Origin of the sequence: Acinetobacter sp. IK40 (genome assembly GCF_035615075.1) — a bacterium.
Classification (GTDB): domain Bacteria; phylum Pseudomonadota; class Gammaproteobacteria; order Pseudomonadales; family Moraxellaceae; genus Acinetobacter; species Acinetobacter courvalinii.
Window position 1 is genome coordinate 448,904 of record NZ_JANBOE010000002.1, and the last position, 15,694, is coordinate 464,597.

The following is a 15,694-nucleotide window of genomic DNA, read 5'->3' on the forward strand; positions in this document are numbered from 1 at the left end:
ATATATTTTACAGCGTAAGCGAGGCCGTACTTAGAAAGTACGACCGATTTCAAATTGGATCGATTTAGTGTCGTCGCCTTTCTTATCATTCAGCGGATATGCATAGCTAAGCGACAATGGTCCAATCATGGTAATCCAGGTAAAACCGACACCGACGCTATAACGCATATTGCCGAAATCAAAATTATAGTTATCTTTACAATATTGTTTGATATCTACATCTTGACCATCAATACGGACCTTACCTTTTGGCACATCACATTGTGTATCGAAGACCTGTGCACCTTCGGCAAATAACACTGGACGAACCTGACGTGCCCAATCGCCTTTAAATGGTAAAGGCAACGCCAATTCCGTACCGAACTGAACCAGTGCATTACCACCGACTTCTTCAGGATCTGGATCATTCTGTCCAGTTTCCTGGAAAATAACGCTTGGATATTTCGGACCTAGGGTACTGTTGTCATAACCACGGACCGAACCATAACCACCCGCATAGAAGTTTTTATAGAACGGTAGGTCATTACCATAGCCGAGCTTACCATAACCACGCAGTACGAAGCCTGCACCAAGTGATTTAAAGGCTTGCGCATCATAAGTCATCTTTTGATAGTCAACATCACTACCCGGTAGACCAATTTCTAGACCCACACGATGTGACATACCCGACGTTGGGAAAATTGGACGGTTTAAGGTATTATAAGACCAACCTAAGTTTAGGTTATAAGTAAGATATTTACCTTCAAACTGATCTCCAAATGAGTAAACCTGATCTTCAGGGCATGGTTCATAACCCGTAACATCACCAGTTTCTGGATCTGTAATTGGAACTAAATCTACTTTACAGCGATCTGCTGAACGGTGTGTCTCTTTACCACCATTAGCCAACAAATAATCACGAATATAAGTCGAAACGCTTGGACCTGTCCGAACTTTAGTCTGATCAACCCCTAGAGATGCACTTAAACTTTGGTTTTCATCAATCGGGTAACCGAAACTTAAACTACCACCAATACTATCCGTTACATAGTTATTAACGTTATAGTCTTCATTTAACTTGGTTTTACGATAATAGACGTTATAACCACGACTCACCCCATCAATGGTGAAGTAAGGATCTGTCACACTTAAGTTATAGTAATCTTGAGTTTCTGAACGAGACAGATCAATCGCGACACGATTACCTGTACCCATAAAGTTGGTTTGACTCAAACCTGCCTGGAATGTTACACCACCATTTTGTGAGTAACCAACTGCCAACGTTGTTGTACCAGAATGTTGCTCTTCAACATTGACGTTTAAATCGACTTCGTCAGGAGAGTTTGGTACACGAACAGGTTTGACATCAACCGTTTTAAAGAAGCCGGTACGTTCTAAACGAACTTTAGAAAGATCAATTTTCTCATTGCTCGCCAACGCACCTTCCATTTGACGCATTTCACGACGCAACACTTCATCTGCAGTTTTGCTGTTACCTGTGAAGTTGATACGACGTACCGTCACTTGCTGACCTGGGTTGATATAATAATTCAGGTTAACAATACCTGTTTCATTATTGATTTCAGGTACAACATTGACTTCTGCATAGTAATAACCCGCATTACCATATTTACGCAGCAGAAGCTGTTTAACCGCATTTACTTTTTCTTGTGAATAGGTTTCACCATCTTTATACAGTTTAAGTGCCGTGAGCTCTTCTGGTTTATAAAGTGCATCACCCAAGAATTTGGTTTCACCAAACTTGAACTGACTACCTTCATCAACGGATACTTCGATAAAGATATGTTTTTTATCTTCGCTGATGTTGAGTTGTGAATTGATAATATTAAAGTTGATATAACCTTTATTTAGGTATAAAGCACGTAAAGCTTCCAGACTGGCAGCCATTTTCTCACGTGCATAACGGTCATTACGGGTCACGACAGAAGCCCAGCCGCTTTCTTTCACTGCAAAAGCCTGCTTGATATCACTGTCGCTAAATACGGTATTACCGATGATGTTAATATCAAAAACTTTTGCCGCAGTACCTTCGTTAAAGTTTAACTTCAACTCGACACGGTTATTTGGACGTGCAACTGTTTCAACGGTGACGTCAGCATCATAACGACCTTGCTGGGTGTATTGCTGCTCCAGCTCAGTTTCAATAATCTGTAAGGCAGATTTTTTGAAGACTTCACCTTCCGCGATTCCCATTTTCTTCAAGCCTTGTTCCAAGGCTTCTTTAGGAATCAGTTTATTGCCTTTGAACTCCAGCTTTGAAATTACTGGACGTTCAACAACTTTAAAGACTAAAACATTATTTTCTTTATAAGTTTTAATGTCATCAAATAAACCAGAAGCATACAAAGTGCGAATTGCCTCAGCAATCATCGGATCACTTACTCTATCGCCACTATTTATTGGTAACATAGAATAGATACTTGCAGGTGTTAAACGCACTAAGCCATCAATTCGTATATCTTGCGCAAGAAACTCATCTGCAGCGTATGCTTGTTGTACCACTGCCATCGCACTAACCAGTGCCAAAGGCATTAATAAATGTGTGTGACGCATGCCCATATATTTTCCAGTAAGTTAAATTCCATTTGCGTTGTTATAAACGCATGAAGTCGTTAAATAAAGCCAAAAGCATCATGCTACCGAGCAGTACCATACCAACTTTTAGACCAAACATCTGTATTTGTTCAGAAACAGGTTTACCACGAATTGCTTCGATAAAGTAATACACGAGGTGACCACCATCCAGCATCGGAATCGGCAACAAATTCAGGATTCCCAGACTGACACTCATCAACGCCATAAACGAGATAAAGGTCTGCCATCCCATTTCCGCACTTTGACCAGCCATTTTTGCGATCGTAACCGGGCCAGATAGATTATCCAATCCAATTAAGCCACGTAGCATCTTGATAATTGAATTAAAAATCATGCCTGAGAGCTGAGTGGTCTTATCGACGGCAACACCTAAAGCTTCAATCGGTGAGTATTGAATGGTTTGTTTATATTCAGCTGGAATCGTGATCTTGCCTGCATCACTCTTCACACCCAGTACACCCGTGGTATTGCCCATATTATCGCGTTGCCCTTGAGGCATCACTTGTAGATGGACCAATTGACCTTGACGCATCACCTCAATATTTAAAAGCTTCTCTGGTGATTTTTGCACCACATTCACCACATCAAACCAGTCTTTCATTGCAACATTATCGATTGCAACGATCTGATCACCCACTTTCATGCCTTGACGTACTGCTGCACCATCTGCACTCAGTTCTTTGACTTTAGCCGGGATAACCGGACGGTAAGGCAACAAACCTAGCACATCCAAAGGAGACTGACTTTGATCTTTCAGGAAATCTTTAATCGGTAGACTCACCTGCTTTTCAGAGCCCGCACGATCAACGATGATCGAAACTCGCCCGGTTTCACCGACACGATTTACCAGCGCATAATTCAGTTTTTCCCATGTTGGCGTTGTTTGTCCATCAACATTGACAATCTTGTCACCCACCTTCAAATCAACTTGAGCAGCCGGTGTATTTGGCATAATTTTACCAATACGGGTGTTCAGCTGCTCTTGTGCCGGCAAAAATAAAATCCAATACAGGAACACTGCAAAAAACAGATTAATTAATGGGCCCGCAGCAACAATGGCGATGCGTTTCCACGGAGACTGCCGGTTAAAGGCATAAGGTAAATCTTGCTCAGCAACATTACCTTCACGCTCATCCAGCATCTTGACATAGCCACCAAGTGGCAAAGCAGAAAGCTGGTATTGAATCCCTGATTTTTTAGACTGCCATTTTAATAAAGTTGGACCAAAACCAATTGAATAGACCAGAACCTTGACACCAAGTTTACGTGCCACCCAATAATGACCAAATTCGTGAATTGCAATTAAAGGACCAAGCAATAAAATCGCTGCAACAATCATAAATAGTGCATTCATACGATTTAGCCTCCCTTACTCACAATATACTTTTCTGCAATCTGTCTAGCGATCATATCAGTCTGTAAAATGATGTCTATGTTTTCTGCTTTAGCATTTTGTACAGCTTGCAAAGTATGATCCACCACTTGAGGAATCTCAGTGAATCGGATCTGTTGTTGCAAGAATGCAGCAACTGCAATTTCATTGGCCGCATTTAATACCGTCGGTGCCAAACCACCGGCCCGCATAGCCTGACGCGCCAGGTCCAATGCCGGAAACTTGACAATATCCGGTTGCTGAAAATTCAGTTGAGCCGTCTCAAATAAATCGAGTGCAGGCACATCTGTTGCCAACCGTTTTGGCCATGCCAATGCATGTGCAATCGGCGTACACATATCTGGGTTACCCATTTGTGCCAAAGTTGATCCATCCACATATTGCACCATGGAATGAATGATACTTTGTGGGTGAACAACAACTGTAACAAAATGTTCTGATATTGAAAACAAATGGCAAGCTTCGATCAATTCCAGACCTTTATTCATTAAGGTCGCCGAATCAACCGAGATTTTTTGTCCCATTGACCAGTTTGGGTGCTTGCATGCCTGTTGTGGTGTAACCTCATGCAATTGTGCCAAAGAATGATTGAGAAAAGGTCCGCCTGATGCCGTCAATAAAATACGGGACACGCCTAATTGTGGCTGCCCCGTCCGTTCTGCATTGAGATAGTCATGCGGTAGAGACTGGAAAATCGCATTATGTTCAGAATCCACCGGCAACAATAGCGCATTATGCTCACGTGCTGCCTGCATCATGATGTCACCCGACATCACCAATGATTCTTTATTGGCCAATAAGACACGTTTACCCGCTTTTACTGCTGCCAACGTCGGTAACAAACCGGCCGCACCTACAATAGCAGCCATGACGATATCAACATCAGCATGTTCGGCAATTGCGATTAGGCCAGCCTCATCTGTGAGGATTTCAATATGGTTTAATTTTTCTTGTTTGAGACGTTGTTGCAACTCCAGTGCTTTTTCATTGGGCACAACAACAATTTTTGGATGATATTTTTTACAAATTTCTAAAAGTTCATCTAAACGACTATATGCAGAGACTGCAAATACGGTGTATTGGTCTGGGTGCTGTTCCAACACCTTTAACGTACTTTGACCAATTGAACCAGTAACACCCAATATACAAACAGCTTGAGTCATTTAAAGATCTACACCAATAAGTTTTAATATATACATACCTGTTGCAAAGATCGGTGCAGCAGCAAGTAAAGAATCAATACGATCAAGCACACCACCATGTCCTGGAAGTACGCGACCAGAATCTTTAATTCCAGCGCGGCGCTTAATCATGGACTCAAACAAATCGCCCAGCACAGATGCGAACACGGTAATGATCGAAAGAATTAAGAATAAGATTAGCTGTATTGCGGTTAAGTTTAAATAGAAATATTGCACAACCAGCATAATAATCACGGTTGTTGCCACACCACCATAAAAGCCTTCAACCGATTTATTCGGGCTCACAGAAGGAGCAAGTTTTTTCTTGCCAAACTTACGTCCAACAAAGTAAGCACCACTGTCCGCACCCCATACCAGCAGGAATAGATACATGAGCCACCAAGGCGAACTATGCCAGACTGCATAGAGTGAAGTGACGGCAGCAGAAATCAGGATAAATCCAATCAGATGTAGAGACGGGTTGTACCAGTTATCCGATTCAGGATAGTTCTTGACCCAATAGATGCTTCCCAGCCATGTGAGAATCGATGCTGCCCAAAGTAAAAGCGCAACATCATCAAAAAATAATGCCAGTGTTGATACTGCTGCAACACAGCCCCCATATACCCAAGCCTTCGGCTTTGAAACAGCGGTTACACTACGTGGCATAAGCTTAAACCATTCGTAGCCTGCAACCCCTGCAGCTAAAATCATAAGCATAAACATTGGATAATGTGATTGCGTTGCAAACATGCAACTTAAAACAACAGCAACTAACACCAATGCGGTAATAATCCGCTCTAACATTATTAATTCTCTATTTTCGCTTGTTGAATCTGTTCTGATGTCTTGCCAAAGCGTCGTTCACGTCCTGAAAAAACACGAAAGGCATGATCTAGCTCTTCTATGCTAAATTCTGGCCATAAAGTATCGGTAAAATACAGTTCTGCATAAGCAGCTTGCCAGAGTAAGAAGTTAGACAAACGATAATCCCCACCGGTACGGATCAATAAATCCACCGCTGGAAGATCATTTAGACTGACATATTTATCAAATAAATCAACATTTATCTGATCTGCTTGAAGCTTTCCTGCAAGCGCATCCTGAGCAATCATTTTCGCAGCTTGCGCCATATCCCACATTCCACCATAACTAATCGCAATGGTCAGGGTCATGGAGCCATAGGCTGCAGTTTTTTGCTCAGCATATTGCATCAGATCACGTAGTTGGCTGGATAACCGAGAACGGTCACCAATAAAGCGCAGTGCAATATTGAACTTTTCCATACGCGGCAGTTGCTCATGAATTGTTTCTTCCAACAATTTCATTAACAAATCTACTTCGTATTGAGGACGGTTCCAGTTTTCACTTGAAAATGCAAAAACGGTTAAAGCGCGAATGCCAACTTTCTTGCAATGCTCGACAATCGGATCCAAGACATTCTTGCCTTCACGATGCCCATCGCCTTTTTGCATTTGATTTTTTTTGGCAAAACGATTGTTGCCATCCATGATGATGGCAACATGTTGAGGAAGAAGCTGTTCTTCTTGCGAGGTCATAAAATCAGACCTTCATCAATTCTGCTTCTTTTGCTGCAAGACGTTTATCAACTTCTGCAACATATTTATCAGTAATTTTCTGGATATCATCCGATGCACGGCGATCATCATCTTCAGAAATTTCTTTTTCTTTCAACAATGCTTTGAGATCACCTAATACATCGCGACGAATATTACGAATCGCAACTTTGGCATTTTCAGCTTCGGCGCGCGCAACTTTCTGCATATCACGGCGAGTTTCTTCTGTTAACGCAGCCATTGGTACACGGATTGCATCAGCAGTAATAGGATTCAAGCCCAAACCTGCTTCACGAATCGCTTTATCTATCGCAGCAACCATTGAACGTTCAAATGGTTGAACCAACAGTGTACGTGAATCTTCAAGCCCGATATTTGCCACTTGATTCAATGGAACATCAGAGCCGTAGTAAGAAACCATCACACCATTTAAAATAGATGGGTGCGCACGACCTGTACGAACTTTGGCAAAGCCTAACTCTAGAGAGTCAAGCGACTTCTGCATGCGCTGTTCGCTATCTTGTTTGAGATCGTTAATCATATGATCTTCCTTACTTATTCATTAGGTATTACAAAATATTTAAACAATAGTATAAAGAGCTTTCTGGCTCACGTACATTAATTCGTTACGTGAGTACCCTCTTTTTCGCCCATGACGACAGAAAGTAATGCGCCAGATTTGTTCATATCAAAAACTTGTAATGGCACATTGTGGTCACGGCACAAACAAATTGCCGTAAGATCCATTACACCAAGTTTTTCATCAAGCACCTGGTCGAAAGTTAAATTGTCATATTTAACTGCATCATCGTATTTGCTTGGATCTTTATTATAAACGCCATCAACTTTAGTCGCTTTCAAGATCAGGTTCGCTTCAATCTCGATACCACGCAAACATGCTGCAGTATCTGTGGTAAAGAATGGATTGCCTGTACCCGCAACAAACACACACACTTCACCCTGGCTTAAATGACGAATTGCGTCACGGCTTGAGTATGGCTCAACCACTGTACCAATGGATAACGCCGACATTAAACGAGTTTTGATATTGCGACGCACCAATGCGTCACGCATTGCCAAACCGTTCATCACAGTTGCCAACATACCCATCTGGTCACCAGTTACACGTCCAACCAGACCGTCTTTTTGAAGCTGGCTACCACGGTATAAGTTACCACCGCCGACAACGATACCGACCTGCACGCCCAAACCAACCAGGTGCGCAATTGAAAGTGACATCTGATCTAATACTTGGGCATCAATACCCATATCTTTATTACCTGCTAAAGCTTCACCAGAAAGCTTGAGCAAGATTCGTGCATAACGTGGATTTTTAGAAGCTGACATACTTTTACTCCAAACCGACCAATCTCAAAATTTTCTTAAATTTAATTCAACATCAAGCAGATTTAATCTGGATTAACTTTGCAAATAAATCGTATTCATCTGCATCGGTAATTTCGACTTCAAGCAGATCACCTGCTTTAATCACACTCTTATCAATATCTTCAACAAAAACGTTGCCATCAATTTCCGGGGCATCTGCATAAGAACGGGCAACTGCAACTGGAAACTCATCTTCCAGACTATCCACCAGTACTGTCATTTTCTGACCAATACGTTTTTGCAGCTTTGCTGCTGAAATGGCCTGTTGCACTTCCATGAAGCGTTCATAACGCTCTTGCTTGATCTCTTCTGGTACATGATCAGGAAGATCGTTTGCGGTTGCACCTTCAACTGGCGAATAGGTAAAGCAGCCGACACGATCTAACTGCGCTTCTTTTAACCATTCCAGCAAGATTTGGAAATCTTCTTCAGTTTCCCCCGGGAAACCCACCACGAATGTAGAACGAATCACCAATTCAGGGCATTTTTCACGCCACAATTTAAGGCGCTCTAAGGTATTTTCACTATGCGCTGGTCGCTTCATCAATTTTAAGATGCGCGAACTGGCATGCTGAAAAGGAATATCTAAATATGGCAGGATTTTGCCCTGCGCCATCAAATCAATCGCAGCATCAACGTGTGGATACGGATAAACGTAATGTAAACGCACCCAGATGCCTAACTGACCTAGGGCTTCACACATGTCATAGAATTTGGTTTTAACAGGCTGACCATTCCAGAAATCCAGCTTATATTTGGTATCTACACCATAAGCAGAGGTATCCTGAGAAATGACCAGAATTTCTTTTACACCAGCACGTTTTAATGCAGCAGCTTCATCCAGCACTTTTCCGACTGGACGAGACACAAGGTCGCCACGCATACTTGGGATAATGCAGAATGTACAACGATGATTACAGCCTTCCGAGATTTTTAAATAAGCATAATGCTTCGGTGTTAAACGAACACCTTGCTCAGGGACTAAGTCAATAAATGGGTTGTGTTTTGGGGGTGCTGGTACATATTCATGTACCGCTTCCATTACATCTTGATAGGCTGCTGCACCTGTAACTTTAAGAACATTTGGGTGCATCTGGCGAATTTTATCTTCGTCTTTACCTAAACAGCCTGTAACGATGACTCGACCATTTTCGCTCATGGCTTCGCCAATCGCGTCTAAAGACTCTTGTACTGCAGATTCAATAAAACCACAGGTATTTACAACTACCAGATCCGCACCATCATAATCTGATGCAACTTGATAACCTTCAGTCTTTAACTGAGTTAAAATTCGTTCAGAATCTACCAATGCCTTAGGACAACCTAAAGATACAAAACCGACTTTGGGGGTCTTCATGAATCTGCGCTCCACTTGAATCGGCGTATTGTATGACTTTTCTTGGCTTACGCATAGCTGCAAAGCCATCTCTTTGTGTAATGCACCAAAATACGACCAAAATTTTAAATAAAATCCACAAGCGCACTATTTTGGAACATAATAATTTATTGAAATCACTGCATGTATGTGAAAAATACTGCATAAATCCCTTTTTCTAGAATTAAGTTGTTGAAATTTCATTAATACAAAGTTGGCTTGTATTTTGCATAAAGTACATTTTAGAAGTTAATGGCTATTCATTAAAATTTATATTTATTGCGCCATTTTAAAACAGGATGATTCACAAATGGATCAACAGAACATTATCGACTATCGGCTCTTAGTAGATAATTTGAGCACTGCCATTTTACTGGTCGATAGTCAGCTGAATATTTTTTATTTAAATTCTGCTTGTGAAGCATTATTTGATATCAGTCTGCTGCGCGCATCAGGCCAGCCTGTTCTTAACTTGTTACATGCACACGACGATACCTTCAACACACATGAAGCGTTATTAAACACTTTAGAAAGCGGCCAACACTATACCCGACGTGAGGCTGTCATCAATGTAAACTTTAAAGCGATTCATGTGGATTATACCGCTTCTCAACTGAATGCAGGCAAAAGCTATCACCCGCTTTTATTGATTGAACTGAATCCGATTGACCGCATGTTAAAGATTTCCAAAGAAGAAAATCTGGTACAACAACATCAGGTAGCACGTCAACTGGTCCGTGGCGTGGCGCACGAGATCAAAAATCCATTAGCGGGCATCCGCGGTGCAACCCAGTTACTGGCACGCAGCTTAAATGATGACCGTTACGGCGAATTTACTGACATTATTATTAGTGAAGTCGATCGTTTGACCAATCTGGCAGACACCATGCTCGGTTCACGTCAATTACCGAGCTATGAACATGTCAATGTACATGAACCTCTGGAACGTGTTCGCTCGCTGATTGCCAACCAGACCAAAAAGAAAATCAAGATTACCCGCGATTATGACCTGTCTTTACCCGATGTAATGGCTGATCGTGATCAGCTGATTCAGGTCATGCTGAATATTAGCGTCAATGCCGTACAGGCCATGACCGAAAATAAAGACTTTTTTACTGACTCAGAACCAGAACTGCTGCTGAGAACCCGCATCCAGCGTCTAGTCACGATTAACGGCGTCCTCAATCGCTCAACCGTACGTATTGATATTGAAGACAATGGCCCTGGAGTACCCGAAAGTATTCTGGAATCGGTTTTCTATCCATTAGTCACAGGGCGTGCTAAAGGGACAGGACTGGGACTCAGTATTGCTCAAAATATTATGCATCAACACAACGGAATGATTGAGTGTCAGTCAGTTCCAGGAAAAACCGTATTTAGCCTATATCTACCTTGGGAGTTAAACCATGTCACGAAATAAAATTTGGGTAATAGATGACGATCGTGCCATGCGTTGGGTACTGGAGAAAACCTTTAAAGAGGAAGGTTTCGATGTCACCAACTTTGAAGAAGCCCAAACTGCACTTGAACGCTTACATGACGATGCGCCAGATGTCATTTTGACCGACATTCGCATGCCAGGGATTGATGGTCTAACCTTCTTATCGAAGGTTAAAAATACCCATCCTGACTTACCCGTCATTATCATGACTGCACACTCAGATCTAGAGTCTGCTGTCTCAAGTTACCAAACTGGTGCATTTGAATACTTACCTAAGCCTTTTGATATTGATGAAGCCTTAGCGCTGGTTAATCGTGCCATTTTGCACATTAATAAATTACAGCAACAAGAAGCCACCAAAGCCGCTTCACCATTGCAGTCGACCGAAATCATCGGTGAATCGCCTGCCATGCAGGAAGTGTTCCGTGCCATCGGTCGTTTGTCGCAATCACATATTACTGTCCTGATTAATGGTGAATCCGGTACGGGTAAAGAATTGGTGGCGCATGCCTTACACAAGCATTCACCGCGACGGGCCAAACCCTTTATTGCGCTGAACATGGCGGCAATCCCCAAAGACCTGATCGAAACCGAATTATTTGGCCATGAAAAAGGTGCATTTACTGGCGCCAACACCCAACATCAAGGTCGTTTTGAACAAGCCAATGGCGGTACCTTATTCCTGGATGAAATCGGTGATATGCCATTTGAAACCCAGACACGTTTACTTCGTGTTTTGGCAGATGGTGAGTTCTATCGTGTCGGCGGACATATTCCGGTTAAGGTAGATGTCCGTATCGTTGCGGCAACCCATCAAGATCTTGAAAAACTGGTCAATGAAGGCCGTTTCCGCGAAGACCTTTACCACCGTCTGAATGTGATTCGTATTCACATTCCAAAACTGGCGCATCGTAGCGAAGACATTCCGATGCTGGCGCAGCATTTCTTGGCACGCGCAGGCAAAGAGCTTGGTGTCAGTCCAAAAATCTTGCGTACTGAAACCACTGACTATATGCAGCAACTGCCTTGGCCGGGAAATGTGCGTCAACTAGAGAATACCTGTCGCTGGTTAACCGTCATGATTACGGGGCGTGAAGTTTATCCTGAAGACCTGCCAGCAGAACTTAAGCAAGCCTCTGTCCACAAGACCAGTGATGCTCAAGCTGCACTAAGTACTAGCCCTGCACTCGTTGAACGTATCGCAGTCCATCATTGGGATGAATTATTAGGTCAATGGGCCATCCAGAAACTTAAAAATGGCGAAATGAAAATTCTTGATATTGCCACCCCCATGTTTGAACGTACGCTAATTAATGCAGCACTCCAGCAGACCCGCGGTCGTAAACGCCATGCAGCAGAGCTATTGGGCTGGGGACGTAACACCCTGACCCGAAAACTCAAAGAGCTGGGTATGGATTCTGCGGATGACGATGAAGAAGAAGAAAGTCGCACGGCTTAACCCCCTAAAAAGCGAGTCTAAAATGACTCGCTTTTTTAATCATTTTGAGATCTTTTGAAACACTCCGAAATTTCATAGCCATACAAGTGATATGGTTTTTGCTATACTAAGCACAACCCGATTACACCAAAGTAGATAATGACTGATATTTGCTATCCAGGCTGTGCCAAACCTCAAACTCGTCGTGGAGAAGAACGTCGTCTTGCCCTGTTATTGTGCGCAACCGATTTATTTCTTGAGAAAGGTTATGAGGCAGTGTCTCTGGATGATATTGTCAATCATGCCGGAGGTTCCAAAACCTCGATTTATAAATATTTTGGTAATAAAGAAGGTTTATTCACTGCAATTTGTGATTATCGTCGGGAAGTTTTCTTTCAAGGGGTTTGCCTGCCTTACACCCCAGAAAAAACAGATCTGAGAACCTATCTCACCCAGACTTTATACCGTTTTTATCAACATATTGTTCAACCTGAAAACATTGCTTTTATGCGTATGTTTACCGAACAATCACAGAAAGATACCCAGCTTGCCCATTATTTCTATAACCAATGTGCATTAAATATTCAGAATACGATTGCCTATGCGCTTGAGTATGCCCATACACACGATGAAATTTTCTGTGCTCAACCTAAATTTTCTGCAATGATGTATTTTGGCATACTCAGAGATGTCGAATGGCGAAATTTAATGGGACTGGATGTCCCAGAAAATGACATCGAAATTATTGATTATATTGATTATTCTGTAGACCTGTTTTTAAAGGCTCATCAAAACCTAGGGCCTGTTGCCACTTTATAAACGAGTTGCGTTGTAGGCTAAAAATTCATCAGACAAGGCATGAAATGCAGGCAATGGCTATTTCCTTGCCAAGTTTCATAACGAAATATGAGGAGTTTTTAGCCACAACCTGAGCAAGAGCAAAGCATTGCTTTGATCTCAACGCAAGGCGAAGCTCAAGGACAGGGATATTTTTTGCCGCTACTGCGTTATGTTTCTCTCATTTAGATCACTAAATTTCGCAAAACATGTCTTGTATCGTCTAAAAAATATCCGCTGTCGCAACTATAGATAAAATGGCAGCAGGCCCTTAATTCTTTTGCATTTTTCTGAAGCTATAGTATAGTAGTCAATTCTTTTTTATCCACCACTCGTCAAACAACAATTAATTATTGATTTCTCTCAATAATTATTGTGGGAGTAGCTATGGCGCTTCGGCATTTCCTAACTTTACGTGACCTATCCACTCTAGAACTGCAACGCATTTTAGACCGTGCGCAAGAACTGAAACGCATGCAGCATAGTCATACGCTGTATCAGCCGTTTGCAGGTAAAGTTTTAGGAATGATTTTCGAGAAATCGAGTACCCGTACCCGTATTTCTTTTGAAGCAGGCATTTGCCAGTTTGGTGGTAGTGCGATCTTTCTTTCTCCACGTGATACACAATTAGGACGTGGTGAGCCAATTGAAGACTCGGCTCGTGTCATCTCAAGCATGCTGGACATTGTGATGATCCGTACTTTCGGTCATGACATCGTCGAACGTTTTGCATCATATTCAAAAGTTCCTGTCATCAATGGTCTGACTGATGACCACCATCCTTGCCAGTTACTCGCAGACTTGCAAACCTTCCAGGAACATCGTGGTCGCATCGAAGGCAAAACCGTTGCCTGGATTGGTGACGGCAACAATATGTGTAACTCTTATATTGAAGCTGCACATTTAATGGGTTTCAAACTTAAAATTGCTTCGCCTGAAGGCTATGAACCGAAACCTGAATTTTTAGCTGAATTTGCAGACTGCGTTGAAGTCTTCAATAAAGCCGAAGATGCCGCTGTCAATGCTGACCTGATCGTGACTGATGTCTGGGCAAGCATGGGACAGGAAGAAGAACAAAAGCTGCGTGAGAAAGCATTCGCAGATTTTCAGGTCAATGAAAAACTGATGGACCTGGCACATCCTGACTGCCTGTTTATGCATTGCTTACCAGCGCATCGTGGTGAAGAAATTTCAGAAAATATGCTGGATCATAAAAATGCTGTGGTTTGGGATGAAGCTGAAAACCGCTTACATGCACAAAAAGCATTGATGGAATTCTTACTCAATGAGAATCTCAAAAAAGATTAAGTCATCCAAAAACAGCATCAAATGATGCTGTTTTTATTTATGTATTCCAAATTGAACACTGAAATAAAAACAATTATAGTAGGCTAAGCCTTTTAGAATAAGTTTCTCATCATATGAGAACCTCACTCAATACACAGCGGACGTCATGACTTCACTCGAACAAGCATTATCTCAAATACCAAGTTTCTCTTTGGTGCATGAGCATCTGTTTAGCTCAGCTCAACCATCGGCTGAACAACTGCAACAGATCAAGGAATATGGCTGCAGTACGGTCATTAACCTTGCAACCAGCAAATCAGAAAATTACTTGGCCAAACAGGATCAAATCTGTCTGGATTTAGGCCTGAACTATATTCACATCCCGATTGACTGGGATGTGCCCTGCTCTGAACAATGCTTGCTGATTCTGGACTTGATTGACCATCTGGTTCAAAACGAGATCGTCTGGCTGCACTGTGCGAAAAACAAGCGGGTCAGTAGCTTGATGTATTTATATCGCCAGTTTTATATGAATGTGGATCTACCTACCGCCCAAGAACTACTTCACCAGATCTGGGAACCGAACGAGACCTGGACTGGACTCATTCATAGTCTGACTTTACAACTGCAAGGCCGTAAAGCAACACAAGAATTAGAACAGTCACTCATCAACAGTAATCATTTTGCTTGATGTGAAACCAATACGGTTGCCGTTGCCAGGATGCCTTCCTGTCGGCCGGTAAACCCAAGTTTCTCTGTGGTTGTGGCTTTAATACTGATTTGAGTCACATCCACTTTTAATACATCTGCAATACTTTGACGCATTTCCAGATTATGTTTCGCTAACTTTGGACGTTCACAAACCACTGTAATATCTGCATTATTGAGATGATAACCACGATCTAAAATCAACTGGTATACATGTTTCAATAACACACGACTGTCTGCGCCTTTATATTCTGGATCTGTATCTGGAAAATGCTGTCCGATATCACCCAGCGCCAAAGCACCCAGTAAGGCATCACTCAACGCATGCAATACCACATCTCCATCTGAATGCGCTTTTAAACCATGCGTATGCGGAATTTTAACCCCAGCCAAAGTAACAAAGTCACCGTCTTCAAATGCATGTACATCAATCCCTTGTCCAATACGGATTTGAGCAACCATATGATTTTCCTTTT

14 protein-coding genes are annotated in these 15,694 nt (G+C 42.2%); 5 read left to right on the forward strand and 9 right to left on the reverse strand.

Annotated features, from left to right (window positions below; genetic code table 11):
• Positions 1-30: 30 nt before the first annotated feature.
• The 8 genes from bamA to rimO all read right to left on the reverse strand — a co-directional run bounded on the left by bamA (position 31) and on the right by rimO (position 9,489).
• A complete protein-coding gene (gene bamA / locus MSG93_RS06165) occupies positions 31-2,559 on the reverse strand; it encodes an outer membrane protein assembly factor BamA (protein WP_324620983.1) in 2,529 nt (842 codons plus the stop codon).
• A 34-nt stretch (positions 2,560-2,593) separates the two neighbouring features.
• Positions 2,594-3,949: an RIP metalloprotease RseP gene (gene rseP / locus MSG93_RS06170; RefSeq protein ID WP_324620985.1), complete on the reverse strand. Its 1,356-nt coding sequence runs from the start codon at positions 3,947-3,949 to the stop codon at positions 2,594-2,596.
• A 5-nt stretch (positions 3,950-3,954) separates the two neighbouring features.
• The gene (ispC, locus tag MSG93_RS06175; protein ID WP_005230218.1) at positions 3,955-5,151 is read right to left on the reverse strand and encodes a 1-deoxy-D-xylulose-5-phosphate reductoisomerase; all 1,197 of its coding nucleotides are present in this window, start codon (positions 5,149-5,151) and stop codon (positions 3,955-3,957) included.
• Positions 5,152-5,976 (reverse strand): phosphatidate cytidylyltransferase, encoded by an 825-nt coding sequence (locus tag MSG93_RS06180; protein ID WP_005230217.1) that lies wholly within the window; start codon positions 5,974-5,976, stop codon positions 5,152-5,154.
• A 2-nt stretch (positions 5,977-5,978) separates the two neighbouring features.
• Positions 5,979-6,728, reverse strand: coding sequence for a polyprenyl diphosphate synthase (uppS, locus tag MSG93_RS06185; protein ID WP_005285589.1), 750 nt, complete (start codon positions 6,726-6,728; stop codon positions 5,979-5,981).
• Positions 6,729-6,732: 4 nt separating this feature from the next.
• On the reverse strand, positions 6,733-7,287 hold the full coding sequence (frr, locus tag MSG93_RS06190) for a ribosome recycling factor (protein WP_004653307.1): 555 nt from the start codon (positions 7,285-7,287) through the stop codon (positions 6,733-6,735).
• Between the two features lie 77 nt (positions 7,288-7,364).
• Entirely contained in the window at positions 7,365-8,093 is a 729-nt protein-coding gene (gene pyrH, locus MSG93_RS06195; protein WP_004772000.1) for a UMP kinase, read from the reverse strand.
• A 52-nt stretch (positions 8,094-8,145) separates the two neighbouring features.
• A complete protein-coding gene (gene rimO / locus MSG93_RS06200) occupies positions 8,146-9,489 on the reverse strand; it encodes a 30S ribosomal protein S12 methylthiotransferase RimO (RefSeq protein WP_324620987.1) in 1,344 nt (447 codons plus the stop codon).
• 328 nt (positions 9,490-9,817) lie between these two features.
• Between rimO and glnL the strand changes: the two genes are divergently transcribed.
• From glnL to MSG93_RS06225, 5 genes are all read left to right on the forward strand, one after another.
• On the forward strand, positions 9,818-10,927 hold the full coding sequence (gene glnL, locus MSG93_RS06205; protein ID WP_005230214.1) for a nitrogen regulation protein NR(II): 1,110 nt from the start codon (positions 9,818-9,820) through the stop codon (positions 10,925-10,927).
• A complete protein-coding gene (glnG, locus tag MSG93_RS06210) occupies positions 10,914-12,407 on the forward strand; it encodes a nitrogen regulation protein NR(I) (RefSeq protein WP_324620989.1) in 1,494 nt (497 codons plus the stop codon). The genes glnL and glnG overlap by 14 nt, the downstream gene beginning before the upstream one ends.
• A gap of 138 nt (positions 12,408-12,545) precedes the next feature.
• A complete protein-coding gene (locus MSG93_RS06215) occupies positions 12,546-13,205 on the forward strand; it encodes a TetR/AcrR family transcriptional regulator (protein WP_324620990.1) in 660 nt (219 codons plus the stop codon).
• Between the two features lie 405 nt (positions 13,206-13,610).
• On the forward strand, positions 13,611-14,531 hold the full coding sequence (argF, locus tag MSG93_RS06220) for an ornithine carbamoyltransferase (RefSeq protein ID WP_005230210.1): 921 nt from the start codon (positions 13,611-13,613) through the stop codon (positions 14,529-14,531).
• 145 nt (positions 14,532-14,676) lie between these two features.
• Positions 14,677-15,201, forward strand: a complete 525-nt coding sequence (locus MSG93_RS06225) for a protein tyrosine phosphatase family protein (RefSeq protein WP_262473259.1) — start codon at positions 14,677-14,679, stop codon at positions 15,199-15,201.
• Here MSG93_RS06225 and ispF read toward each other — a convergent pair.
• Entirely contained in the window at positions 15,189-15,680 is a 492-nt protein-coding gene (gene ispF / locus MSG93_RS06230; protein ID WP_324620991.1) for a 2-C-methyl-D-erythritol 2,4-cyclodiphosphate synthase, read from the reverse strand. The two genes, MSG93_RS06225 and ispF, sit on opposite strands and share 13 nt — an antisense overlap.
• Between the last annotated feature and the right edge of the window lie 14 nt (positions 15,681-15,694).

What these genes read in the sequence shown, in the direction of transcription:
- bamA (WP_324620983.1), bottom strand. Translation starts at nt 2,559, where the DNA reads ATGGGCATGCGTCACACACATTTATTAATGCCTTTGGCACTGGTTAGT.
- rseP (WP_324620985.1), bottom strand. Translation starts at nt 3,949, where the DNA reads ATGAATGCACTATTTATGATTGTTGCAGCGATTTTATTGCTTGGTCCT.
- ispC (WP_005230218.1), bottom strand. Translation starts at nt 5,151, where the DNA reads ATGACTCAAGCTGTTTGTATATTGGGTGTTACTGGTTCAATTGGTCAA.
- MSG93_RS06180 (WP_005230217.1), bottom strand. Translation starts at nt 5,976, where the DNA reads ATGTTAGAGCGGATTATTACCGCATTGGTGTTAGTTGCTGTTGTTTTA.
- uppS (WP_005285589.1), bottom strand. Translation starts at nt 6,728, where the DNA reads ATGACCTCGCAAGAAGAACAGCTTCTTCCTCAACATGTTGCCATCATC.
- frr (WP_004653307.1), bottom strand. Translation starts at nt 7,287, where the DNA reads ATGATTAACGATCTCAAACAAGATAGCGAACAGCGCATGCAGAAGTCG.
- pyrH (WP_004772000.1), bottom strand. Translation starts at nt 8,093, where the DNA reads ATGTCAGCTTCTAAAAATCCACGTTATGCACGAATCTTGCTCAAGCTT.
- rimO (WP_324620987.1), bottom strand. Translation starts at nt 9,489, where the DNA reads ATGAAGACCCCCAAAGTCGGTTTTGTATCTTTAGGTTGTCCTAAGGCA.
- glnL (WP_005230214.1), top strand. Translation starts at nt 9,818, where the DNA reads ATGGATCAACAGAACATTATCGACTATCGGCTCTTAGTAGATAATTTG.
- glnG (WP_324620989.1), top strand. Translation starts at nt 10,914, where the DNA reads ATGTCACGAAATAAAATTTGGGTAATAGATGACGATCGTGCCATGCGT.
- MSG93_RS06215 (WP_324620990.1), top strand. Translation starts at nt 12,546, where the DNA reads ATGACTGATATTTGCTATCCAGGCTGTGCCAAACCTCAAACTCGTCGT.
- argF (WP_005230210.1), top strand. Translation starts at nt 13,611, where the DNA reads ATGGCGCTTCGGCATTTCCTAACTTTACGTGACCTATCCACTCTAGAA.
- MSG93_RS06225 (WP_262473259.1), top strand. Translation starts at nt 14,677, where the DNA reads ATGACTTCACTCGAACAAGCATTATCTCAAATACCAAGTTTCTCTTTG.
- ispF (WP_324620991.1), bottom strand. Translation starts at nt 15,680, where the DNA reads ATGGTTGCTCAAATCCGTATTGGACAAGGGATTGATGTACATGCATTT.